This window comes from Mucilaginibacter inviolabilis (genome assembly GCF_011089895.1).
Classification (GTDB): domain Bacteria; phylum Bacteroidota; class Bacteroidia; order Sphingobacteriales; family Sphingobacteriaceae; genus Mucilaginibacter; species Mucilaginibacter inviolabilis.
The window spans coordinates 479213-504937 of sequence record NZ_JAANAT010000005.1; the positions used below are offsets into that span (position 1 = coordinate 479213).

Consider the following 25725-nt stretch of genomic DNA (forward strand, 5'->3'; position numbering starts at 1 on the left):
ATCCAAATTCCCAAATAAAAAAAATATGATCACCAGAAAAATAGTTTTCTCAATTTTCTGTAGCCTGATTTTCAGCATAACGGCTTGGGCGCAGGATGCCCCACTGCTTACGCTGAAAGAGGCGGTGGAGATAGCACTTAAAAACAACTATAATATCAAGCTGTCGCAAAATAACTCTGCCATAGCGGCAAACAATGTTACTCTGGGCAACGCGGGTGTTTTACCGCAGGTTACCGGCAATTTTGCTACCAACAACAGCAGACAAAACACCAAGCAAACGCGTAGTGACGGCACGGTGAATGATATTAATGCCCATAACTCCAACAACAGCTATGGCGTAAACCTTAACTGGACCATTTTTGATGGCTTTAATATGTTTGCCAATTATGATCAGTTAAAAACTATAGATACTTTAAGCGCTATACGGCTAAAGGATACTATCCAAACAACGGTTGCTAATGTGATTACTACCTACTATGATCTCATCAACCAAAATGAGCAGATCAAAGCGCTCAAAGGGGCTATAGATATTTCGCGTACACAACTGCGGTATGCTAACGACAAGTACAAAGTTGGCCGCGCCTCGGGATTGGATGTATTGAATGCACAGGTTAACCTCAATACCGATACAGCCAACCTGGTAACACAATATCAGCAGTTTAAGGCCATCAAGATACAATTGAATCAACTCCTGATCCGCGATCTGCAAACCGATTTCGCCGTAACCGATACCATCCTGATTGATGATAAACTAACCCTTGCCGAGATCATCAACAGCGCACAATTGCAAAACCCGGCCATCCTTTCCGCACAGATCAACAAACGCCTGGCCGAAATTAACCTGAAGCAGGTACGTTCAACCCGGTATCCGCAGGTGGGTTTAACTTCGGGCTATACCTTCTCCAATAGTAAAACACCGGCCGGCTTTACCCTGTCGCAAAATGTACATGGCTTAAATTACGGTCTCACCGCAAGCATCAACATATTTAACGGCTTTAACCAGAACCGTCGGGAAAGGAATGCAAAAATCCAGATAGACAATGCCAATATCAGCGCCAAGCAAATCCGGCTGAATGTAGAGGCACAAATCAATAACTTTTTTGTGAGTTACTTATCCGGGCTCGATCTGATTAAACTGGGGCAAGCCAACGTAACTATAGCTAAAAAGAACCTGGATATATCATTAGAAAAATATAAGCTGGGTAATATTACGCCTTTAGAAATAAGAGAAGCCCAGCGTAATTACCTGGATGCACAATCCAAGTTCTTTGCTGCTCAGTATCAATCAAAACTTGCAGAAGTTACTTTAAAACAAATCACCAGCAGTATTAATATTAATTAAGTACTAATAAGTATTAATTTATAGGGTATGTTTCTTAAATTGCTTTAAAAAGCTATTTTTGGAACGATGTTAATCCCCTACAAAACCTGCCTGTTGATTGATGATAACTACATCGACAACTTTGTTACGCGCAGGGTTTTGGAAAACAGTAACTTTGCAGAGCAGATCATTGTAAGACAATCGCCTGCCGAAGCCATTATTTTGCTCCGGGAGGCCACTATAAAACCCGATGTTATCTTTTTAGATGTCCGTATGCCCCAAATGAGCGGGTTTGAGTTTTTAGAGGAATACGATAAGCTTTTGATCGATAAAAAAGATATTAAAATATTTATGCTTTCTTCTTCTCTTGACCCAACAGATATGAAAGAATCGTCAGGGAACAAGTATATTACCCAATTTATACATAAGCCATTAACAATTAAAGCGCTCGAAGAAATTTGTCCATGATCTTAGTTGCCGATAGCGGATCTTCCAAAACAGACTGGCTGCTCAGCCTTCCACAGCAGGAACCAGTATCATTCAAAACCGCCGGATTAAACCCATACTTTTTAACCGAAAAAGAAATAGCCAAAATAATACAGGACCAGGCGCCCAATATGGTGGCACATGCCCAAGATATTTCTGAAATCTATTTTTTCGGGGCCGGCTGCTCCAGTCCAGACAGGCATGAGATCGTTTCCAACGCTATCAGTCAGTTATTCACCAAAGCTTTTGTGAGTGTCGACAGTGATCTTCTGGGTTGCGCCTATGCTACCTGCGGGTACGAAAAAGGAATTTGCTGTGTAATGGGTACGGGATCAAACATCTCTTATTTTGATGGAGAGAACATACACGATGGCCAGCATGGCCTGGGTTTTGTTTTGGGCGACGAAGGCTCAGGAACCTGGTTTGGGAAGGCCCTCATCACCGATTTTCTGTATGGCAATATGCCTGGCGATATCAATGAAGCATTTAATAAAGCATACGGGTTGAATAAAGAGATCGTGATCAAAAACGTATATCAGCGACCTAATGCCAATACCTACCTGGCCTCATTCTCGCGTTTTGTAAGCGAAATAAAAACCACCCCCTATGGACAGGAATTATTGGAACGGGGCTTACTGGAATTTATTGACACCAACATCAAATCATACCCCGAATATCACCGTTACAAGTGTCACTTCGTGGGCTCCATTGCCTATTTTTTTGCCGAAGAATTAACCACCCTTTGCCATCAACATGGTGTTAAAACCGGCAAAGTAATCAAACAGCCCATCAATGATCTGATGGCTTTTATTTTAAAGAGGAACGAAGAGTAGCAACTTTGTTCATTGGTTCAATAGCTCATTAGTTCATTGGTACCTATCAAACGGATTGGCATATTAGTAGCTTGCGTCAATTATATACTTGCTATTTTCTTCCTTTTTCGTCAGCAGATAAGCTTCGGGCGAAAGCGGGCAGAACAATGGTGGACGTGTGCGGATGCGGGGCATAGCAAGTTTTTGCTGAAGCGCAGATTGAGGGAACGAAGTAGCGCAAAATAATTGCAGCCCTGGTTCTGACTGATTTGCAGGGCAAAGGCTATGAGCGCAAAGAAGTATTTCTGCTGACAGCCTTTTTGGTTACTTTTGTGGCGACAAAAGTGACTGGCCCTCCCGCGGCCAAGAGCGGGTATACGCCGTACCTACCAGTGAATAGATCCTTCGCTCCGCTCAGGATGACAGACTTTTTAAAAAAACTGTTTTAAACCGCTGCCACCGCCTTCTTCCTAAACCTCCCCTTAACCATCACAAACCCGATCAATAAAACCGCAATAAAGCTACCTGCTTTGGGCAAATAGTCGCCATGCTCCACATAAAAAGTCAGTTCGGAGTTAAGATTGATATCCTGTTTTATGGCAGCCTGTGTCCACCATTTGGTTTGCTGTACAATGTCGCCGCGTTGGTTGATGAAAGCCGAGATGCCGGTATTGGCTGAGCGTGCCACCCAGCGCCGGGTTTCAATGGCCCTCAGCTTGGCATAATCCAGGTGTTGGTCTTTACCCGATGTGTTTTCCCACCAGCCATCGTTGGTAATCACCGCGATGAATTGCGCGCCTTTCTGCACCGAGCGCGCCACATATTCGCCCCAGATGGATTCGAAACAGATCACCGGATCGGCACCGATACCGCTTTGCGAGTAAAACACGCCTGCGTCGGCTTGAGCGCCATAAGCACCTGTAGCACCGCCCAGGTGTTCAAACACCGGTTTCAGGAAGGATAAGGTATTGCCAAAAGGCAGGGACTCGGCCCCTGGTACCAGCCGCGATTTATGATAGATCTGAACATTCCCGCTGTTTTCAATGGCTATGGCCGAACTAAAATTATCGGCAAATACACCCGGTTGTTGCGTTGGACTGGCCGTTGAGGTAGCGCGTGAATTATACAAACGGTAAGTTTCGCCGCCGGTAATCAGGGTGCTGTTTTTGTATTTCCTTAAAAAATATTGGGCCTGTTTAAAGTAAATATTATTGTTGATCCCGTCCTCGTTCATATATTCCGGGATGGCCGTTTCGGGCCATAAAAAAAACTCGGTATTGGGCTGGGCCACACTCCGCGACAGGTGGATCATGATATCGATCTGCAGGTTGGCCGGGATATCACTCTCTTTTGCATAAGGATCAATATTGGGCTGAACCGCTACTACGTTCGATGGATTTTTCTGTTCGGTATAGTTGTAATAGGTATATAACGAAAAGCTAATCGGCAGCAAAATCACCAGCACAAACGCGCTGATCAGTTTCAGGCGCAGCTTTTTTGCCTGCGTTTCGCGCAGACCTATGTAGATCAAAAATGCCAGTATGTTTACCGCCCATACCCAAATGGTGCCGCCATAAACACCTGTATATTCGTACCACTGTATCCACTGGTGACTCACCGCGAAACCGTTGCCTAAAGTCATCCAGGGAAAGTTCAGATCCCAACTCTGGTGCAGGTATTCGTAGCCTATCCATAGGCAAACCAACCCGGCCAAACCCCAGCCACGACTGGTTACCAGTCGCAAACGGTAATACAGCCAACAGGCCAAAGCCATGAGCAGCGGCCCCAACGAATATGGGATCAGCGTAATGGGGATAGCCACCAGTTCACCTACCATCTTCAATGCGTTGTACACCCAGTAAACAGAGGCCGTATTCCAGATAAAAAAACCAATAAAGGTTAAGGTGAATATTTGCTTCCCTTTTTTTGCAGATGTAGATTGGATAATGTTTTCTATCGCCAGCAGCATCGGCACAAAACCAATAAACAGCAAAAAGGTAGTATAAGGCGTAGGCGGCCACGCTATCCACAATAATAATCCGGAAAGTATGGCTAAAGGAAGGTTTTTTTTCATCAACAATATATTAATTTATAATATGTCATTGCGAGCGATAGCGTGGCAATCTCCTCGCGTTTATGTATACGAGGAGATTGCTTCGTCGTTCCTCCTCGCAATGACATGTTTTTTATTTTTATTCACTTTCCCGGGCTGTGATGCTGAGCCTGTCGAAGCATGGCGGGCAGGCCTCTGCGTGCGTCCTTCGACAAGCTCAGGATGACAGGCCACCTTTTTTAATCCTCTTCGTCGTCTTTATATTTATTCTTTGATGTTTTGGCTTCGGCCCCGGCTACGCAGATCACAAACTCCCCTTTTGCGGGATGTGTTTCATAATATTGCTTTACCTCGGTTACGGTACCGCGAACGGTTTCTTCGAACATTTTGGTGAGCTCGCGCGATACGGATAACTGGCGATCGGCCCCAAAATAAGTGGCCATTTCGTCCAATGTTTTCAGTAAACGGTGCGGCGATTCATATAGTATGATCGTACGCTCCTCGGCAGCCAGGAATTTATAGCGTGTTTGCCTGCCTTTTTTCAGCGGTAAAAATCCTTCAAAACAAAACTTATCTGTAGGGAAACCCGAATTCACCAGTGCTGGCACAAAAGCCGTGGCACCGGGCAAACATTCCACCGCGATATCAAATTTCAGGGCCTCTCGCACCAGGTAAAAACCCGGATCGGATATGGCTGGTGTTCCGGCATCTGATATCAGCGCGATATTTTTTCCTTCCAGCAAAAATTTTACTATTTCGTTGGATGATTGGTGCTCATTATGCTGATGGTGCGAAAACACTTTCTGATGAATATCAAAATGTTTGAGCAGCGGCGCTGATGTACGCGTATCCTCGGCCAATATCAAATCGGCCTCTTTCAAAACACGTATGGCCCGTAAGGTAATATCCTCCAGGTTGCCTATTGGGGTGGGTACTAAGTATAGTTTACCTTTTTCGTTCATGGTTGATGGTTCATAGTTCATGGTTAGGGATCATGGTTCATGGATAATAGTTCATAGTTTTTGCAAATCAACTATGAACCATAAACGAAAAACCATGAACTATGAACCATAAACTATGAACTAATTATATCTTTGCCTAAAAATAAAATAATGCTGCAAGTTAGTTATATCCGCGATAACCGGGAACAGGTTTTAGAACGTTTGGCTGTAAAAAATTTTAAACAGGCCGAGCTGGTTGATGAAATAATTCAGTTAGACGATAAACGCCGTCAAACTCAAACCAGTATGGATAACGTTTCGGCCGAGGCCAATTCAGCCGCCAAACAAATTGGCGACCTGATGCGCGCGGGTAAAAAAGACGAAGCAGAAACCATCAAAGCCAAAACAGGCGCATGGAAAGATGACATCAAAAAACTGGGCGAACAGTTGGCTTTGATCGAAGAGGAACTATACCAAAAACTAGTGCTGTTGCCAAACCTGCCCCACAGCTCCGTACCCAAAGGTTTAACCCCCGAGGAAAATGAAGTGGTGTTGGAAAACGGCTTTAAACCATCACTGCCCGCCGATGCCCTGCCGCATTGGGAACTGGCCGCGAAATACAACCTAATTGATTTTGAACTGGGTGTTAAAATCACCGGCGCCGGTTTCCCGGTATATAAAAACAAAGGAGCTAAACTACAACGCGCTTTGATCAATTTCTTCATTGACGAAGCCGAAAAAGCGGGCTACAGCGAAGTAAGCGTACCCCTGATGGTAAACGAAGCATCGGGCTTTGGGACAGGACAACTGCCGGATAAGGAAGGGCAAATGTACCATGTTGGTGTGGACAATTTATTCCTGATACCAACCGCCGAAGTGCCTATCACCAACCTGTATCGCGATGTGATATTGAAAGGCGAAGACCTTCCGGTAAAAAATTGCGGACATACACCATGCTTCCGTCGTGAGGCGGGTTCATATGGCGCACACGTACGCGGCCTGAACCGTTTGCACCAGTTTGATAAGGTAGAAATTGTACAGATAGTACAACCCGACCGCTCATACGAGGTTTTGGAACAGATGAGCGCTCATGTACAAGGTCTGCTGCAAAAACTAGGTCTGCCCTACCGCGTATTGCGCCTTTGCGGCGGCGATATGGGTTTTGCATCAGCCTTAACCTATGATATGGAAACCTGGAGCGCCGCACAGCAACGCTGGCTGGAAGTTTCATCAGTATCCAACTTTGAAACTTTCCAAAGCAATCGCCTTAAACTGCGTTTCCGAAATACCGAAGGTAAAACCCAGCTGGCCCACACCCTCAACGGCAGCGCGTTAGCATTACCTCGTATTGTGGCTACCCTATTAGAAAACAACCAAACCGAAAAAGGCATCCGGATACCGGAAGCGTTGGTACCGTATACCAAGTTTGAGTGGATTGATTAAAGCCACTCTCTGGTAACTCTAAGGCAAAACAAAGTCATTGCGAGGAGGAACGACGAAGCAATCTCCTCGCATGTATGAACGCGAGGAGATTGCCACGCTATCGCTCGCAATGACATATTTGTTTTTAAAGCCCTCTCCTTTGTAAAAGGTTGGATGAGGTCTACAAATACTGCTGAAATTCCTTCCTAACAGCCAAAGGCTTCTTCCCCGTAATCGCTTTAAAATGCCGGTTAAAATTGGAGAGATTGGAGAAACCCGATTCGTAACTGATAATGACAATGCTGTAATCGGTCTCTTTGAGTAGTTTGCAGGCATGATTCACGCGTACCTCCAGCAAAAAGTCAAAATAACTTTTCTGCACCCGCGATTTAAAGTACCGGCAGAAGGCATTAGGCACCATATAAATAACCGCCGATATTTCCTTTAAGGTAATAACCCGGTGAAAATTATTAAGCGTGTAGAGGTAAATTTTGGTAAGCCGGGTTTCATCACCCGCATTAAAGGAATGCTGCTGTATCTGCGGATTTAAGGATCGGTATTCTTTTTCAGCGGCAATGGGAGCCAATAATTGCATCAGCAAGGGTATCCGCTCGCTGGCAGCAGCGTTAAGCAATTGGTTTAACAAAACTTTTAACCGCGTACGCAAACCTCCCTGAAATGCAAGCACGTTCCCTGCCCGGCGTATCACCGTACGCAGGTATTCATTTTCGGGCAAACTGAGAAACGGCGCACCAAATATATCGGGATTAAAATGTAATGTAAGTAATTGTACAGGCAGCTTTATCCTCCCCTGCTTTTGCAAAGGATATTCAAAAGTATGGGTGTCAAACCGGAATAAATGAGGCAGATTTCCGCCCAGCATCAGCAAATCACCGGCGGCTACAGGCTCGATTTTATCACCAACCAACAATACGCCATGCCCTTCTATAATATATATCAACTCTATTTCTGGATGATAATGCAATTCGTTATACGAATGATAATGCCCGGTAAGCTCCAGGTTGAACGACTGATTAGCCGGTGTACTCAACTTTTTTAACCGCGCGCGCATTGGTAATTACTGAATTATTGATTTAGTGAATTAGTGATTTTTTATCGCCTCAAAAGATTCTTGCTCCTTATTCTATAAATCCTTACTCTATGAGATAAATTATATTATATACACCTTTTTATATCAAAAATAGATATAATTGGTTAATATAATATCATTTATTGTATAGAATCTCCTGTTTCCAAACAAGCTATCCGATAGTTTTGTAGAAAAAAATGAAGATGAGTTAGTCCTGATTTTTAAACACACACCAGGCACGTAAAAAAATCACTAATTCACTAACCCACTAATTCAAAATTATTTACAGATGGAAACAACAAACTATATTTTGCAACTCAACGAGGCTGACATCTATGATATCGACCGTGTTGGCGGCAAGAATGCCTCTTTGGGGGAAATGCTTCAAAATTTGAAATTATTAGGAATCGACATCCCCTTCGGGTTTATTGTGGTTGCCGATGCCTATTACAGCTTTATAAAATATAATAAGCTTGATGTGTTTATCGACACCCTCATCGGCCAAACCAATGTAGACGATCTGGAACAGCTTAAACGCTGCGGCGGTACTATCCGCGGGCTCATCCGCGACGGAAAGTTCCCCGATGACATCAAAACACAAATAGCCGGTGCTTATACCGCTTTATGCACGTACTACCAAAAAACGGATGTTGACGTGGCTGTACGTTCATCTGCTACCGCCGAAGATCTGCCCGATGCTTCTTTCGCCGGGCAACAGGATACTTATCTAAATATTGCCGGTACCGATGATCTGCTGAATGCTATACGCGATTGTTTTGCGTCGCTGTTTACCGATCGCGCCATCAGCTACCGCAAAAGTTTTGGGTATGATCACTTTAAGATAGGACTTTCGGTATGCGTGCAAAAAATGGTGCGTTCGGATATTGGTGCGTCGGGCGTGGCTTTTTCACTGGATACCGAGAGTGGTTTTAAAGATGTAGTGGTGATCAACGGCGCTTTTGGCCTGGGCGAAATGGTTGTTCAGGGAGCCGTAAAACCCGATGAGTTTACCGTATTTAAACCCTTGCTGGGCAAGCCTGGTCTGCGCCCTTTGATCGAAAAAAAATTAGGCACTAAGGATAGTAAGATGGTTTATGGCGAAGCTAATGAACCGCGTGTAAAAGTAGTGCCTACTACCGAAACCGAAAAAGCACGTTTTTGCCTTACAGATGATATGGCCCTGCAACTGGCCAGCTGGGTGGTTGCTATCGAAAATTATTACACCGCCCTTAAGGGCAAATGGTGCCCCATGGATATAGAATGGGCGGTCGACGGCGAAACCCAAAAGCTTTACATTGTACAGGCCCGGCCAGAAACTATCCACTCCCGCAAAACGCAGCAAACTATGCAGGTATTTACCATGGATGCGAAAGCCAAAAGCACACAGTTACTGTTACACGGTATTGCCGTTGGCGATAAAATAGCATCAGGAAGGGTACACTTGTTGGATAATGTAGATACTGTTTCCCTGGCACAACTAAACTTTAAGCCCGGAGATGTACTGGTAACCGACATGACTGACCCCGACTGGGAGCCTTTGATGAAAAAGGCAGCGGCCATCGTCACTAATAAAGGCGGCCGTACCTGTCATGCCGCTATTGTGGCCCGCGAGCTCGGCGTACCCGCTATTGTGGGCTGCGGTAACGCCACGGAGTTGTTGAGCACTGGCCAGCAGGTAACCGTATCCTGCGCCGAAGGCGAAAACGGGTATATCTATGCCGGGGAGATTCCTTTTAAAATACAGGAGTATGATCTGAGCACCCTCCCATCTGTTGATACCCCTATCATGATGAATGTGGCTTCGCCAGATATCGCTTTTAAGCTGGCCGGGTATCCGCACCGTGGTGTTGGCCTGGCGCGCGAAGAATTTATCATCAGCAATTATATTAAAATACATCCACAGGCCCTTTTGCAGCACCGGGAACTAAAAGATGAAGCCCTGACCACGCTGATTGAAGAGACCATTAAAGGCTATGCCGATGAGCAAACTTATTTTATAGACAAGCTCTCCTTCGGGATCGGTAAAATAGCTTCGGCTTTTTATCCGCATAAGGTGATTGTACGCTTCTCAGATTTTAAAACCAACGAGTATGCCAGCATGCCCGGGGGCAGTTACTTTGAACCATCGGAAGAAAACCCGATGATCGGCTGGCGGGGAGCTTCGCGCTATTACTCTGCTGCCTATAAGGAAGCATTTGGCATGGAGTGCCGCGCGATAAAAAAGGTACGCGAAACAATGGGGTTGAAAAATGTGGTAGTCATGATCCCTTTTTGCCGTACTATTAACGAGCTGCTGCGGGTTTATGAAACCATGAAGGAATACGGCCTGGTTCGTGGCGAAAATGGGCTGGAAGTATACCTGATGGCCGAAGTACCATCCAACGTGATACTGGCTGATCAGTTTGCCCGCTATATTGATGGGTTCTCTATCGGCTCCAACGACCTCACCCAACTGGTGCTCGGCCTCGACCGCGATTCGGCACTGGTAGCCGAGATTTATAATGAACGTAACGAGGCTGTAAAAATGATGATTTCACAATTGATCAAGGCTGCCAAAAAGGCCCGTATCAAGGTAGGTATTTGCGGCCAGGGGCCATCGGATTATCCCGACTTTGCCCAATTCCTGGTGGAAGAGGGAATCGACAGTATCTCCATAACCCCCGATTCATTCCTGAAAACGGTTGAGGCGATTAAGAAAATTGAAGACCAGGCTACCTATCAAGTGAAGCAGATTGCTTGACAATTTTATATAATACCGACAAATAACAACAAAGGCGACCCTAAAAAGTCGCTTTTGTTGTTATCAATGGAGTGTCTTTGCTTGTACCAAGCATTTCCTTTAAGTACATTCGTCGAGTTCCGTCAGCATTAAATAGAGAAAATTAAATTGGGGTCGAGACAGTGCCTTTAAGTCATAAAAGAATTGCCGCAATCTTGTTTTGGAGCCATTTGGTACCAGCGGTCTGTTTATTAATATTTGCGCAGTTGGTTTTTATGGGCGAAGTTGATGAGCCAACTAGCTGGCGCAACTATTTAGCTATACCGATCGGTTTGCCCGAAATTGTTGGTTGCGTTATTTATTTTTTACAATTTAATTTTAAAAAGTACGCGGATAAAAAAGCTCTTTGGATATATTCTATCATAGCCAATATTGTTTATGGCTCTGTGTTTATTCTGATTGCCACTGAGGGGTTTTCAGTTTGGTTAATTTTTATTTGTCTCTTTTTTTGGGGGTCGGCTTATTTATGTTTTATCCCATTCCAAAATACAAATAAACCGGCTACCATATTATAGCGACCACTTGCATTACGCCTCCCCTTTAGCTACATTTGGGATAAACAGTTAACTATCCCTAATGAAACCATCATGAGCTAAAGGTTCACCAACTGGAATGTATAATACGGCTCATGATAGCTTCATTACCATTAAAAAACAAATTATCCCTAATGAAAAACAAATACCATTACCTGTTGGCCATAGGCGGCATTGCCCTGCTTGCCGGATGCAGCCAGAATGACAAGAGCAGCAAAGAAACCCCCAAAGCCATAACACCCGATGAGATCAAATCGCACATCGCAGTGCTGGCCAATGATTCGCTCCTGGGCCGTAAACCTTTTACCGCCGGCGAAAACAAAGCCATCGCCTATATCTCGTCCGAATTTAAAAAAGCCGGATTAGAACCGGGCAATAACGGCAGCTATTTACAGGATGTCCCTATGGTGGAAATTACCAGTCAGCCGTCAGAAACTATGGAGATCAGCGGTGGTAAATCGCCTGTGAGCCTGCATAAACTGACCGATTTTGTAACGTTTAGTCGCCGTGAGGTTGATTCGGTACAGCTTAAAAACTCGCCACTGATTTTTGCAGGATACGGTATTGTAGCTCCCGAATATCACTGGAATGATTATGCCGGGTTAAACGTAAAAGGCAAAACAGTGGTGGTACTGGTAAATGATCCCGGCTTTAAAAGCGGCGACCCCACCATATTTAAAGGCGACACCATGACCTATTATGGCCGCTGGACCTACAAGTTTGAAGAAGCCGCCCGTCAGGGTGCTGCCGGTGTGATCATCGTGCACCAAACAGAACCGGCCAGTTATGGCTGGGAAGTGGTATCCAACAGTAATTCGGGAGCCAAACTTTATCTTACCCAGGCAGATAAGCATATGTCGCGCTGTAAGGTGGAAGGCTGGATTACAGAAGATGTCGCCAAAAAATTATTTGCCGATGCCGGCATTACGGGCGATCTGCGCGCTATAGCCCGTAGTAAAAGCTTTAAGGCCGTTCCGCTTAACCGCTCGGTTTCTTTAACTATCAATAATAAGCTTAAATATTCCACATCACATAATGTTATTGGTACCATCAAAGGCAGCACATCTCCGGGTGAGTATATTTTGTATACTGCTCACTGGGATCACCTGGGCGTTGGCAAGCCCGATGCCAAAGGCGACAGCATTTATAACGGCGCGGTGGATAATGCCAGTGGTGTAGCCGCTATCATCAGCGTAGCCAAAGCATTTCAGCAGGCTAAAGAAAAACCCAAACGCTCTATTGTATTTTTAGCGGTAACTGCCGAAGAGCAGGGCTTACTGGGCTCGGAGTATTATGCTACCCATCCTGTTTATCCACTCAATAAAACCATTGCCGACCTGAACATGGATGCCCTGGGCAGCTATGGCGAAACCAAAGACATTGCGATCACCGGCAAGGGACAAAACGACCTGGAAGATTATGTGGCCGATATTGCCAAAGAGGACGGCCTCACTACCGTGGGCGACCGTCACCCGGGTGCGGGCAGCTATTACCGGTCGGATCATTTTAACTTTGCCAAACTGGGCGTTCCGGCTCTGGATATCAACAATGGCAGCATCAGCAAAACACAAGGTGCCACCTATGGCGAAGAAAAACAAAAGGAATACAACGATCAACGCTATCACCAACCGGCAGATAATTACAGCGCCGACATGGACGCCACTGGTATGGCCCAGATAGCTGATATCCTTTACCGCATAGGCACCAAACTCAGCAACGAAACTACCTTCCCCGGCTGGAAACCGCATTCGGAATTCAAGGCGGTGAGAGATAAGGCATTAGGGAAATAACATTCTTTAGAAACCCTAACAACCATGTCATTGCGAGCGAAGCGTGGCAATCTCCTCGCGTTTATATTGCGAATAGTTTATGCTTCCGAGGAGATTGCTTCGTCGTTCCTCCTCGCAATGACATAATTTATAAGAAATATTCCGTAAAACTAAAAAAATCCACCCCGTAACAGAAGGTGGATTTTTTTTGATATATAGTGAAACTATCATCCCCGAAGGACTTATTTAGTTGCTCATTTTAGCGATGTTGAAACTTTCGAAAGCCATTTCTTTGTTGTAATCGTTGGCGATACTTTTGTAGTTGATCAGATCCACAATAGTTCCGATAAAGCAAAAGCCGGCGGTGAAGAAGTAAACCAGGCCCATACCTATCTGGTCGGTCATGAAGCGTTGTACGCCGGATACTCCTACAAAGCCCAGTAAAGTGGCCAGCATAATATCCTGCGGGTTTCTTCTTTTACCTCCGTAAATGTTTATAAAATACCGCTGTTGATTTTCTGTCAATGAGGCGGTAGCCTGTTGTAAAACAGCGAATTCTTCGGTTGTCATGCCGTCGAACATCATATATGCGTTTGGGTAAGAGTTCATCTTCGTAGCGTTTAAGGTTATCGTTTGTTTGATGATATAAAGGTATTACGATAAGTAAAACGAGCCTATGGAAAACTGGTTAGCGGCAGGAACATGTCGGTGAGTGAGGAAGTTTTGGCGGTGAAAAATATAGGACCGGAAGTTATATACTCTTGTCATCCTGAGGGACGAAGGATCTATTCTTAGATCTACTTATAGCCGGATAGATGCTTCACTGCGTTCAGCATGACAAGAAGTTTATTGTTTTTATAAAGTATGCTTTTCACCAAACCCATGCCCAAAACCCAGCCTGTCCTTACCCAAAACATAAATCCGGTGAAAAATAACGATCACAGCAGGAATGCCCAGCCAGTGGGCATGAAAGGAGTTGCGGATATCGCCGTGGAACAAATAAATAATAGAATGCCCCAGTCCGCAGCCGGGGCACCATTTAAAGCCCATCAGTTTTAAGGGGCACAGCGTAAAATGCGATTCGGCACCGGGCGTACTAAAAGCCAGGGCCAGCATGGCAGCTATCCAGAAAACCAGTTCAAAATATTTTGAAAAGAGCCTTTTAATCAACCTTGTTCGCTTTGTTATGGAACAGTAAAGATACGGCAAACGCTAATAATACACCTACCAGTAAAGCGCCGAATATACGGCCGGATGAAGCCTCCATTACGTTGCCCATAGATACATGCGCGTAGCTAAAATATAATATAGTAGCAAAAACGGTTACAATACCGCCAGCAATTAATATCTTAAAACTTTGTATCAAAGCTTCCAAAAAGCCCATATGGCCTTTGCAGTCGTTTTTACGATAGTTGTAGATCCCAATAAATAACCCAAAGGCCGGGATCAGAAATGAAAAGTACTCCAGTGTGGCCACTTTTTCGTCGGTGGGTGAAATACCCGAACCGTGCATCACCAACATCCAAATTCCACTTAATACGCCAATGATAATACCCCAAATAATTGCATTCTTCATGGTTTATAAAATTAGGTTAAAACAATAGGTAGGTTATAATGATAAGTTTATTGAATTTACCATTAAAAAGTAACAATTCATAGAGATTGTTTTATTTGGGAGCAAAGATTTTTGGGAATAAGGAATAAAATCGCCTGGTTAAGGACCTTTCTAAAACAACTTATAAAAGCCTTTAGTCTTCAAATCCTTATTCCTTGTTCCCCTAATCCTTTTTCCGTACCTTTGCATCAGTTTTGAACATCCGTGATATTTTAGACAGATACAAAGCTGATGACAGGATTAAAGCGTTGGCAACAGCCCTTAACGCTTCCAAAAATCCGAGGATACAGCTACGTGGGTTAGTCGGATCAAGTGATTCGGCCATGGCGGTAGCATTGTATTTTTTGCAGCACAAGCACATGGTATTTGTACTGCCCGATCGGGAAGAAGCCGGCTATTTTCAGGCCGATCTCGAAAACCTCACTGGTAAAGAAGCCTTGCTTTTTCCATCATCCTACCGCAAACCTTTTGAATTTACCCAGCCCGATAGCAGCAATGTACTGGCCCGTGCCGAAGTACTGAATGAGCTTAACCACTCTACCGAGTTTGGACAACTGATCGTGACCTACCCGGAGGCTCTTGCCGAGAAAGTGATCGACCGTTCATCACTCGAAAAAAACACGCTCGAGATAGCCGTTGGCAGCAAACTGAGCATTGAGTTTATCAACGAGTTTTTAATTGAGTATGATTTTGATCGCGTTGATTTTGTGTACGAGCCCGGGCAATTCTCTGTTCGCGGCGGTATCGTTGATATCTTCTCGTTTTCGCATAACCTGCCCTACCGGGTAGAGTTCTTTGGCGATTTTATTGAGTCGATCCGTACGTTCGAGATTGAAAGCCAGCTGTCTGTTGAACAGGTTAAAAGCATCACCATTGTACCCAACGTACAATCCAAGTTTTTAACCGAAAGCAATATATCCCTGCTGGAATATGTGGAACCCGGCACCCAGGTATGGATCAAAGATGTACAGTTTACGCTTGACATTATCCAAACCGGCTTTAAAAAGGCGGTAAACCTATGGAAAGCCCTCTCCGCCGAAGAAAAAACGCAGAACCCCGAATGGATAGACCCCAAATTTGGCTTTACCGACGAAAAACTAATAGCCGATCAGCTATTTGATTTCCCGGTGGTAGAATTTGGTAAACAATTCTTCTATCAGCCTACGGCCTCCATCAATTTTGATATGCGGCCGCAGCCATCGTTCAATAAGGATTTTACGCTGCTTATCCACAACTTTAAAAATAACGAGGCCGAAAAGATCGAGAACTTTATCCTTACCGATTCGGCCCGGCAAGTAGAGCGCTTATACGCCATTCTGGACGACCTGGATAAAACAGTAAAGTTCACCCCAATCAGCGTTTCTATCCGGGAAGGCTTTGTGGACCATGAACAAAAACTGGCCTGCTATACCGATCACCAGATATTTGACCGCTACTATAAATACAAGCTCAAAAAGGGCTATCAACGTTCGCAGGCTATTACGCTGAAAGAACTGCGCGACCTGAAACCGGGTGATTATGTAACCCACATTGACCACGGCATTGGTAAATATGCTGGTCTGGAAAAGGTGGAGGTGAACGGCAAACAACAGGAGATGATCCGCCTGATCTATGCCGATAATGATCTGCTGTATGTGAATATCAACTCGCTTAATCGCATATCCAAATACAGCGGCAAAGAGGGTACGGTACCCAAGATGAATAAACTCGGGACTGATACCTGGGAGCGCCTGAAGAAAACAACAAAAAAAAAAGTTAAGGACATAGCCCGCGATCTGATCAAGCTTTATGCTCTGCGTAAAGCCCAGCAAGGGAATGCCTTTTCGCCCGATAGCTACCTGCAAACCGAGCTGGAAGCCTCCTTCCTTTACGAGGATACGCCCGACCAGGAAAAAGCTACTGCCGATTTTAAAAAGGACATGGAATCGCCGCACCCTATGGACCGCCTCATTTGCGGGGATGTAGGCTTTGGTAAAACCGAGGTCGCCGTTCGTGCAGCATTCAAAGCTGTGGCCGATAGCAAGCAGGTGGCCATACTGGTACCAACCACCATTTTAGCAGCCCAGCACTACAAAACCTTTACCGACAGACTCAAGGGGTTTCCGGCTAATATTGATTATATCAACCGGTTTAAAACCAGTCGGCAGATCAAGGATACTTTGGAGAAGCTTAAGGAGGGTAAAGTTGATATCATCATCGGCACGCACCGCCTGGTAAGCAAGGACGTCAAATTCAAGGACTTGGGTTTGATGATCATCGACGAGGAGCAAAAATTCGGCGTATCCACCAAAGAGAAGCTGAAACAAATGCGTGCCAATGTAGATACGCTCACGCTTACGGCTACACCGATTCCGCGTACGCTGCATTTTTCGTTGATGGGCGCTCGCGATCTTTCTATCATATCCACACCACCGCCCAACAGGCAGCCCGTAGTTACCGAGCTGCATGTGTTTAACGATACGCTGATCAAAGAAGCCGTAGAGTTTGAGCTGGAACGCGGCGGACAGGTATTCTTTATCCATAACCGCGTGGCCGATCTGCCGCAACTGGGCGGCATGATCCATAAACTGGTCCCCAAGGCCCGTGTGGGTATAGCTCACGGGCAACTGGAAGGTGACGCGCTGGAAGATGTGATGTTGAAATTTGTGAACCACGATTATGACGTACTGGTAGCTACCACCATTATTGAAGCCGGTCTGGATATCCCGAACGCCAACACCATCATCATCAACTACGCCCACATGTTTGGTCTGAGCGATCTGCACCAGATGCGTGGTCGTGTAGGGCGAAGCAATAAAAAGGCCTATTGTTATTTGTTAAGTCCGCCATTATCCACGTTAACCAGTGAAGCCCGCAAGCGTCTGAGTGCCATTGAGGAATTCAGCGACCTGGGCAGCGGTTTTAACGTAGCCATGCGCGATCTGGACATCCGCGGCAGCGGTAACCTGCTGGGCGCCGAACAAAGTGGCTTTATTGCCGAAATCGGTTTTGATATGTACCACAAGATACTGGACGAGGCCATACAGGAATTGAAGGACGATGAGTTTAAAGGTGTTTTCCCGGACGAAAAACCACGTCCGTTTATTTCCTTTACCCAAATTGATACCGACTTGGAGATCCTGATCCCTGATGAGTATGTGACCAATATATCAGAACGTTATAACCTGTATACCGAATTATCCAAGCTGGAAAATGAAGTGGAACTGGCGGCCTTTCAGCAGCAACTACATGATCGTTTCGGCAAAGTACCACCGCAAGTTAATGATTTGCTGAACACCATGCGTATGCAGTGGCTGGGCAAAGCCATCGGCTTTGAAAAGATCTCCCTTAAAAAGAATGTACTGCGGGGCTATTTTATCAGCGATCAGCAATCCGCCTATTTCGAGACCGACGCCTTCCGCAATGTGCTCACTTTTGTACAAAGCAACATGCGCCGCACCAATCTCAAAGAAGTAAAAAACACCCTGCGCCTGAGTATTGAAGGGGTAAATAGTATTGACCAGGCAGTATTGTTTTTGAACGAGATTGCGGGTATGGTTGGGGTGGATTAAGCTCCTATTTCACAATCGTCATTGCGAAGCACGAAGCAATCTCTACTTAGGCAGATCAATTTTCCCTGTATAGCTTAAAGATTGCTTCGTGCCTCGCAATGACGTTGGTCCTAAACTTTTTTATAAATATCTCTAAGGTTCCTACCCATTTCCTGGTAATCCAGGCCATATCCTACCACAAACTCATTCTCAATTTCAAAGCCAACATATTTCAGTTCCGCAATCGGGCTCAGCAACGCTGATGGTTTCAATAACAAAGAGCAAACGGCAATGGATGATGGATTACGTTGTTTCAATTTATCTATCAGGTAATGCACAGTATTACCGGTATCCACAATATCCTCAATGATCACTACGTCGCGGTCCTTAATATCCATGATCAAATCAATATCATCACGGATCTTGAGCTTGCTGGTGGTTCCGCCATAGTATGAGGCCAGTTTGGTAAAGGCAATCTCACAGGGGCGGTCAATTTGTTTGATGAGATCGGCAATAAACAAGAAACTGCCGTTCAGTACACCAACAAATACGGGTATACTATCCTGATAGTCGGCATTTAACTGCTGACCAATAGCCGTTGTACGTTCTGTTATAGATTTTTCGCTGATAAGGGGTTCAAATTCAAGATCGGCTATTTTAATTTTCATAAGTGAGGGCTGCTTTAATGTTTGGGGGTATTTTCAACTATAGTATGTTAAGTAATTACATACACATTACGATTTTCGCCCTAAAATAGTATAAATCGCTTACAATAGCACCAAAATAATTATACCGCATATAATGTATCTTTGCCCTCTATATGATCGATTATCAGGCATACACTTTACCCAATGGCATCCGGATATTATATAAGCATGCACCTTTTGCCATAACCCATTGCTGTTTTATTGTAAATGCAGGCTCACGCGATGAGAGCGAACAACAGGTAGGCCTCGCTCATTTCATTGAACATCTGTTGTTTAAAGAAACCGAAAGACGCAGCACCAACCAAATTTTAAACCGCCTGGAGCTGGTGGGTGCCGATCTGAATGCCTATACTACCAAAGAATATACCTGTATACACGCGTCGCTGCTGAACCAGCACCTGGAGCGCTCCATGGATCTGTTTGAAGACATCCTGTTCCACTCCACCTTTCCGGAGGATGAGCAGGAAAAAGAAAAAGGTGTAATTCTGGACGAGATAGCCTCCTACCTTGATCAGCCCGAAGAGGCCATACAGGACGATTTTGAAGAATTACTTTTTAAAGGCCACCCCATTGGTAATAATATTTTAGGCACAACCGAGTCTGTCGGAAGAATGAATGGCGATGATATCCGCGCCTTTATACGGGCCAATTACAGCACTTCCGAAATGATATTTGCCGTTCATGGCAATTACGATTTTAAAAAGATCATCAAACTATCCGAAAAATACTTTGGTGGAATCCCTGCAAATTCGGCTCAAAAAAACAGGATAGCGCCACAGGCTAATCAAAATGGCATCCATATTGTTAAAAAACCGATATCACAAACGCATTGTATCATTGGTAACCAGGCTTATTCATCGTCACACAAACATAAAACTGGCTTGTTGTTGCTTAATAATTTGTTGGGTGGCATGGGTATGAGCAGCCGGTTGAATCTGGAGATCCGTGAAAAGTATGGCATTGCCTACACCATTGAGTCGAACTATACCACACTTACCGATACCGGCATTTTTTCTATTTATTTTGGAACAGATGCCGAGAAAGCGGGAAAAGCCTCCCGTCTGGTACATAAAGAATTGAAAAAACTGCGCGAGCAAAAATTGGGCACATTGCAGCTGCATCAGGCAAAAGAAAAGTTTATTGGTCAGATAGCACTAGCCGAGGAAAACCGCATGAGCCTGATTATATCGATGGCAAAAAGTTTGCTTGATTTTAACCATATTGACACGCTGGAAGATGTTTTTGCCAAGATAAATGCCGTAACAGCCGATCAATTATTGGAAATAAGCAACGAAATTTTTGATGTTGACAAGCTAATTACATTGAATTTTGAACCTAAATAAGAATAAACCTGTATTTTTGTAAAATGAAGTATCCTATCATCGCCTACGGAGATCCTGTTTTAAGGAAAAAAGCAACAGCCATTGAACCAGACGAGTACCCTCATATTAAAGAATTGGTTGAAAACATGTTTGAAACCATGTATGCCGCGCATGGCGTTGGTTTAGCCGCCCCGCAGGTGGGTATGTCCATGCGTTTATTTGTGGTCGACGCTTCTGTTTTCAGCGATGATGAGCCCGAACTGAAAAACTTTAAAAAAGTTTTCATCAACGCTACTATATTAGAAGAGACCGGCGAAGAATGGGGCTTTAACGAAGGCTGCCTGAGTATCCCCGATATCAGGGAAGATGTGTACCGCAAACCCGTGGTAAAACTATCTTATTACGATGCAGAATGGAAACATTATGAAGAAACCTTCAAGGGGCTGGCCGCACGCGTGATACAGCATGAATATGACCATATTGAAGGCAAACTATTCACCGATAAATTAAGTCCGCTGCGCAAACGTCTTATCGAGAAAAAGCTGAACGATATTTCAAAAGGGATGGTTGACGTTGACTACAAAATGAAATTCCCGGCGGTTAAAAAAGGAAGATAGTTTTTAAGCAGTAAGTCTGGGGGCTTTAGTTCTAAGTTAAAACGAATACGTTTTGACCCAATAGAGCCCTCTCCAATCAAATAGGGAGATTTATGTAACTTCAGACTTAATTACTACTGCTTTTATTATCAGCATCTGTAATCTGTTTGATCAAACTGCCCCAGGCAAAGGGATTGAGCAGTGGGTTTGGCATAAGCGAATGCGAGTTCTCGATACTGGTATGCATACCCTGTGCTGTAGCGGTTTGTATTTCCTGTGCATCACGTGGCAATACGTTTCCTAAAGCTACTAACGATGTACGACTTATATTTTTACGTGCTATCTCCAAATCGTCATCCGCTAGTTTTACAGCCAAAAAGTCTTTCTTAAACTCATCGGTAGTAGCCCATGGAAATACATGGAATGTAGGCAGGTTAATGATTTGCGGTTTAATGCTAACCTGTAAAGTATAGCTTTTGTTGGGCACGTTGGCGGGTATAACAACCGTTACCGGCCCATATCCCACACAAGTAAAGCGTAAGGTATCCTGCTCATGCGCCACAAATGAAAAATAGCCCTTGTAGTTTGACTGGCCTACCGAATTATGCGTAGAGGTGTTGGTAATGGATACATATGGCACAATCACATTGGTACTGTCGGCATTGTGTACTACACCTGTAAACTGCACAACTGGCCTATCGTCATGTTTTTGTGCAACGGCTCCAATTGTCGCAAATAAAAATAATATGGCTATCAGATATTTCATATACCAATCATCCTTTCCGGATATATTACAGGCTATACCCGGGAAAGTTTCAAAACTTTAATCAAAAGTACGTTAACGCCGTAAATAAGGCAGGCATTTTAACAATACTTAACATTATCTCAAATTTTCAGGGAGTACCGCGTTAGGGTCGTCAATGTCTGTCAGGTTAATGGCTTCAATACCGGTTACTTCCGGAACAGCTTTTTTAATAGCCTGTTCAATACCGGCCTTAAGTGTCATGATGCTCATTGGGCACGACCCGCATGAACCTAACAATTTTAATTTAACTACACCTTCTGGGGTGATCTCCTCAATCGAAACATTCCCGCCATCAGCCTCCAAATACGGACGGATGGTATCTAAGGCTGTCTCTACTTGACTTAATAAACTCATTTTAACTAAATTATAATATAAAGTAAAGTTACAACAATTTGTTTATTTGTTCATCAGTTTATTAGTTCATTGGTCTTAACCATGTAATCTTATCTAATTCATGACCAGGCACCAATAAACCTTGAACTATTGAACCAATGAACCAACAGCTTTCGCGTTTGAAATAGCCACCTGCTGTGCTACACGACGGGCCATCTCTAAAAATGCCTGGGTCATTGGCCCATCTTCTTCCAGGATGGTTGGTTTGCCAGCATCGCCAGATTCGCTTATCCCCTTTACTAACGGAATTTCACCTAAAAATGGTACATCCAGTTGCGCTGCCAGTTTTTGACCGCCGCCTTTACCAAAAATGTAATATTTATTTTCGGGCAGTTCGGCTGGTGTAAAGTACGACATGTTTTCAACCACACCCAGTATCGGCACATTAATGGCCGGCATTAAAAACATGCCTATCCCCTTTTTAGCATCGGCTAAAGCCACATTTTGCGGCGTGGTTACAATTACCGCCCCGGTAACCGGGAAGGTTTGTGTAACCGTAATATGTATATCGCCTGTTCCTGGTGGCAAGTCTATTACCAAATAGTCCAGCTCGCCCCAGTCGGCATCATTAAACAATTGTTTCACCGCGGTTGATACCATCGGTCCGCGCCATGGCACAGGCTGGTTAGGATCTGTAAAGAAACCTATGGACAACAGCTTGATTCCGTATTTTTCGATAGGCTCAATACGTGTTTTACCATTAACCTCGCTGGCCTGCGGGCGTGCGCCTTCCAAACCAAACATAATGGGAACCGATGGGCCATAAATATCAGCGTCTATCAAACCTACTTTAGCTCCGGCTTTGGCTAATCCCAGTGCCAGATTTGCAGCCACAGTTGATTTACCAACGCCTCCTTTGCCCGACGCCACCGCTATAATATTTTTAACACCGGGAACGCCGGTGTTTTTTTGCGATGTAACCCTCGAGGTCATGTTGATGTTCACTACAGCCTCTTTGCTTACAAAATAACTAATAGCATTACGACATGCATTTTCAATCATTGCTTTCAGCGGGCAGGCCGGTGTGGTTAGTATCACCGAAAAGCTAACGTTGTTGCCATCTATATGAATATCCTGTATCATGTTCAGGGTAACCAGGTCCTTTTTCAGATCCGGCTCTTCTACATTACCCAGGGCTTGTAAAACTTGTTCTTTGGTAATTATCATAATATTATGGCAAATTTATGAAAACAGGCCGTTGATTTGCGTTTGTTAAAGAAACAATTTGCAGAAACAACCGTTTGCAGGGGATAAGATTTAGTTTAGTTTTGGAAAAATTTACACATGAAGCGTCTTAATCCTAAATACATACGCATAGCCGCATTTATACTGATACCCTTACTGCTTATCCTTTTAATAGGTGGCTACATTGCCTATTCAAAACGTGAGGCCTTGCTTCAAAAAGCTATCAGCAAAGCTAAAGCAAAAGCCAGGAGTGATTATAATTTAGATGTAAAAATAGGTTCGGCACATTTTACAGGCTCCAGCACAGTAGCATTTTCTGATATCTCGATAGTACCAGAAAATCGCGACAGTTTGCTGAATATCAAAAGCCTGGTGGTAAGTGTAAAGCTATTGCCGCTTATTGTTGGCGATATTAAATTAGCCGATGTTTCCCTGCAGGACGGTTTCATTAACCTCACCAGTGTAAAGGGGGTTAAAAACTTCGACTTTCTGTTTAAAAAGAAAAAAGACACAACTGCCACTCATGACAAGGTTGATCTGGCCGATCTGGCCGATCATCTGGTGAATGAAGTTCTTTACAAGATTCCGGATAACCTGCACCTGAATAACTTTTCAATCAGTTTCAGGGACGATAGTACCCGGTTGAAACTGCTGGCCAAAACGGCGCTGATCAAAGATGGTAACCTTACCTCAACCATTGATGTGGATAATGGCTCGGCCACCTGGCATATCGCCGGTAAAATGCACCCATCTGATAAAGATATAGACGTAAAATTATATGCCGATGGCAAAAAAGTGGAGCTGCCTATCATCCAGAAAAAGTTTAGGCTGGTATTAAATTTTGATACCATCAGTACCAAACTCACCAAGGTGGAACATAGTGGCGGCGAAACAAAAATTTATGGTTCATGGGCTGTGCATAACCTGCTCATTAATCACCCGGGTATTTCATCGGGCAATATCGTTTTCCCAAATGCATCTATTGATGCGAATGTGTTTGTGGGCAGTAATTATGTGTCTATCGACAGCTCATCACTTATTCATATTAAAAAACTTACCGCGCGCCCATTTATCAAATACACGCTAAACCCGGTAAAAATATATGAGGTTAAGATTAATACCGGTTGGTTAAACGCGACCGACATCTTCGATTCTTTCCCTTCCGGTATGTTTGATGCCCTGGATGGTATACAAGTTGCCGGCAAGCTTAACTATGCGCTTAATTTTTACATGGATTCATCCAAACCTGATGACCTGCAATTTGATTCGCGCCTGAGCAAGGATAATTTCAGGATAGTGAAATATGGCAAAACCGACTTGACCAAACTCAACAGCACTTTTGTATACACGCCATATGAAAAAGGCAAGCCCATGTCGCCGCATGTGATCGGTCCGGAAAACCCGGAGTTCACCCCGCTGGAACAAATATCGCCAAACCTGCGCAATGCGGTAATGACGGCCGAGGACCCATCCTTTTACACCAATCATGGTTTTGTGGAAGAAGCCCTGCGTAAATCATTAGTGACCGATTTTAAAACCAAAAAGTTTAAACGGGGAGGCAGCGGTATATCCATGCAATTGGTAAAAAACGCCTTTTTGAGTCGCGAAAAAACACTTGCCCGTAAAATTGAAGAGATCCTGATTGTGTGGATCATTGAAAATAACCGCATCATGTCTAAAAACCGGATGCTGGAGGTTTATTTTAATATTATTGAATGGGGACGCGGTATTTACGGCATATCAGAGGCTTCTCATTATTATTTTGGCAAATCGCCATCGGAACTTACCCTTGGCGAAAGTATTTATCTGGCTAGTATCGTACCCTATCCAAAAGGCGGCTTATATGCTTTTCAACCCGATGGTACGCTGCGGCCGGGCCTGCATGGATATTTTAACCTGATTGGTAAATTAATGGCGCAAAAGGGCTATACGGCCCGCGACACCAATGCCTACGGCTTTTATGGCGTTCGCCTGCGCGAAAGCCTGCGTAGGGCTATTGCGCCGGTAGATACCGCCACTGCCGACAGCCTGATGAAACAAAGCGACGATAATGAAGTGATGCCAGTACTGGAAGATCCGGTAAAAAAGCCAAACTTCTTCCAGCGTCTCTTCGGTAAAAAAGATACTACCGCGAAAAAGGCCGAAGAACAGGAAAAGCAAAAAGAGAAAACCGCTAAAGAGAAATTAAAAGAGCAAATTGAAGCGCTTAAACAGGAGTATAAGTTAAAAATAGATAATATTGATACTGCCGGCAAAACCCGGAAAGAAATAAGACAAGAAAAGCGACGTCTGAGAAAAGAACAAGATGATAAAGAGGATGAGCTGAAACAAAAGGCCAATCTATAGCTTGCGGATGACATTGATGT

At 44.3% G+C, this 25725-nt stretch carries 20 protein-coding genes; 10 read left to right on the forward strand and 10 right to left on the reverse strand.

The genetic code is table 11. The features are described 5' to 3' along the window. Window positions 1-25 precede the first annotated feature (25 nt). From G7092_RS28755 to G7092_RS28765, 3 genes are all read left to right on the forward strand, one after another. A complete protein-coding gene (locus tag G7092_RS28755; protein ID WP_166095447.1) occupies window positions 26-1342 on the forward strand; it encodes a TolC family protein in 1317 nt (438 codons plus the stop codon). A 66-nt stretch (window positions 1343-1408) separates the two neighbouring features. Beyond that, complete coding sequence (locus tag G7092_RS28760) at window positions 1409-1789, forward strand: response regulator (protein WP_166095449.1); 381 nt, start codon at window positions 1409-1411, stop codon at window positions 1787-1789. Further along, window positions 1786-2640, forward strand: coding sequence for a BadF/BadG/BcrA/BcrD ATPase family protein (locus tag G7092_RS28765; RefSeq protein WP_166095451.1), 855 nt, complete (start codon window positions 1786-1788; stop codon window positions 2638-2640). The genes G7092_RS28760 and G7092_RS28765 overlap by 4 nt, the downstream gene beginning before the upstream one ends. Before the next feature lie 424 nt (window positions 2641-3064). On the opposite strand, the gene lnt is transcribed toward G7092_RS28765, so the two are convergent. Together lnt and rsmI are read right to left on the reverse strand one after the other, a co-directional pair. Next, window positions 3065-4693, reverse strand: a complete 1629-nt coding sequence (gene lnt, locus G7092_RS28770) for an apolipoprotein N-acyltransferase (RefSeq protein WP_166095453.1) — start codon at window positions 4691-4693, stop codon at window positions 3065-3067. A 218-nt stretch (window positions 4694-4911) separates the two neighbouring features. After that, entirely contained in the window at window positions 4912-5634 is a 723-nt protein-coding gene (gene rsmI / locus G7092_RS28775; protein WP_202985449.1) for a 16S rRNA (cytidine(1402)-2'-O)-methyltransferase, read from the reverse strand. Between the two features lie 150 nt (window positions 5635-5784). Between rsmI and serS the strand changes: the two genes are divergently transcribed. Next, window positions 5785-7056, forward strand: a complete 1272-nt coding sequence (gene serS / locus G7092_RS28780; protein ID WP_166095458.1) for a serine--tRNA ligase — start codon at window positions 5785-5787, stop codon at window positions 7054-7056. 160 nt (window positions 7057-7216) lie between these two features. Here serS and G7092_RS28785 read toward each other — a convergent pair whose 3' ends face one another. Further along, window positions 7217-8107, reverse strand: a complete 891-nt coding sequence (locus G7092_RS28785) for a helix-turn-helix domain-containing protein (RefSeq protein ID WP_166095460.1) — start codon at window positions 8105-8107, stop codon at window positions 7217-7219. A 307-nt stretch (window positions 8108-8414) separates the two neighbouring features. Here G7092_RS28785 and ppsA point away from each other — a divergent pair, with 307 nt between their 5' ends. Continuing rightward, on the forward strand, window positions 8415-10865 hold the full coding sequence (gene ppsA, locus G7092_RS28790; RefSeq protein WP_166095463.1) for a phosphoenolpyruvate synthase: 2451 nt from the start codon (window positions 8415-8417) through the stop codon (window positions 10863-10865). 706 nt (window positions 10866-11571) lie between these two features. Next, window positions 11572-13227, forward strand: coding sequence for a M28 family metallopeptidase (locus tag G7092_RS28795; protein WP_166095466.1), 1656 nt, complete (start codon window positions 11572-11574; stop codon window positions 13225-13227). Between the two features lie 225 nt (window positions 13228-13452). Here the strand turns inward: G7092_RS28795 and G7092_RS28800 are convergent, their stop codons facing one another. The 3 genes from G7092_RS28800 to G7092_RS28810 form a co-directional block, all read right to left on the reverse strand. After that, a complete protein-coding gene (locus G7092_RS28800; protein ID WP_166095468.1) occupies window positions 13453-13815 on the reverse strand; it encodes a TM2 domain-containing protein in 363 nt (120 codons plus the stop codon). A 246-nt stretch (window positions 13816-14061) separates the two neighbouring features. Beyond that, complete coding sequence (locus tag G7092_RS28805; protein ID WP_235953965.1) at window positions 14062-14376, reverse strand: DUF2752 domain-containing protein; 315 nt, start codon at window positions 14374-14376, stop codon at window positions 14062-14064. Further along, window positions 14369-14782, reverse strand: a complete 414-nt coding sequence (locus tag G7092_RS28810; protein WP_166095471.1) for a DUF4199 domain-containing protein — start codon at window positions 14780-14782, stop codon at window positions 14369-14371. The genes G7092_RS28805 and G7092_RS28810 overlap by 8 nt, the downstream gene beginning before the upstream one ends. Window positions 14783-15015: 233 nt before the next feature. Between G7092_RS28810 and mfd the strand changes: the two genes are divergently transcribed. Next, window positions 15016-18372, forward strand: a complete 3357-nt coding sequence (gene mfd / locus G7092_RS28815; protein ID WP_166095473.1) for a transcription-repair coupling factor — start codon at window positions 15016-15018, stop codon at window positions 18370-18372. Between the two features lie 110 nt (window positions 18373-18482). Here mfd and hpt read toward each other — a convergent pair whose 3' ends face one another. After that, entirely contained in the window at window positions 18483-19019 is a 537-nt protein-coding gene (gene hpt, locus G7092_RS28820; RefSeq protein ID WP_166095476.1) for a hypoxanthine phosphoribosyltransferase, read from the reverse strand. A gap of 155 nt (window positions 19020-19174) precedes the next feature. Here hpt and G7092_RS28825 point away from each other — a divergent pair, with 155 nt between their 5' ends. Then, entirely contained in the window at window positions 19175-20401 is a 1227-nt protein-coding gene (locus G7092_RS28825; RefSeq protein WP_317170017.1) for a M16 family metallopeptidase, read from the forward strand. A 23-nt stretch (window positions 20402-20424) separates the two neighbouring features. After that, window positions 20425-20997: a peptide deformylase gene (def, locus tag G7092_RS28830; protein WP_166095480.1), complete on the forward strand. Its 573-nt coding sequence runs from the start codon at window positions 20425-20427 to the stop codon at window positions 20995-20997. A gap of 106 nt (window positions 20998-21103) precedes the next feature. Here def and G7092_RS28835 read toward each other — a convergent pair whose 3' ends face one another. The 3 genes from G7092_RS28835 to G7092_RS28845 form a co-directional block, all read right to left on the reverse strand. Beyond that, window positions 21104-21742 carry a peptidase associated/transthyretin-like domain-containing protein gene (locus G7092_RS28835; protein WP_166095483.1) on the reverse strand — a complete coding sequence of 213 codons (639 nt, stop codon included), beginning with the start codon at window positions 21740-21742 and terminating at the stop codon, window positions 21104-21106. 114 nt (window positions 21743-21856) lie between these two features. After that, complete coding sequence (locus tag G7092_RS28840) at window positions 21857-22135, reverse strand: NifU family protein (RefSeq protein ID WP_166095485.1); 279 nt, start codon at window positions 22133-22135, stop codon at window positions 21857-21859. 126 nt (window positions 22136-22261) lie between these two features. Continuing rightward, complete coding sequence (locus G7092_RS28845) at window positions 22262-23341, reverse strand: Mrp/NBP35 family ATP-binding protein (protein WP_202985450.1); 1080 nt, start codon at window positions 23339-23341, stop codon at window positions 22262-22264. A 117-nt stretch (window positions 23342-23458) separates the two neighbouring features. Here G7092_RS28845 and G7092_RS28850 point away from each other — a divergent pair, with 117 nt between their 5' ends. After that, complete coding sequence (locus tag G7092_RS28850) at window positions 23459-25705, forward strand: transglycosylase domain-containing protein (protein WP_166095487.1); 2247 nt, start codon at window positions 23459-23461, stop codon at window positions 25703-25705. Window positions 25706-25725 lie beyond the last annotated feature (20 nt).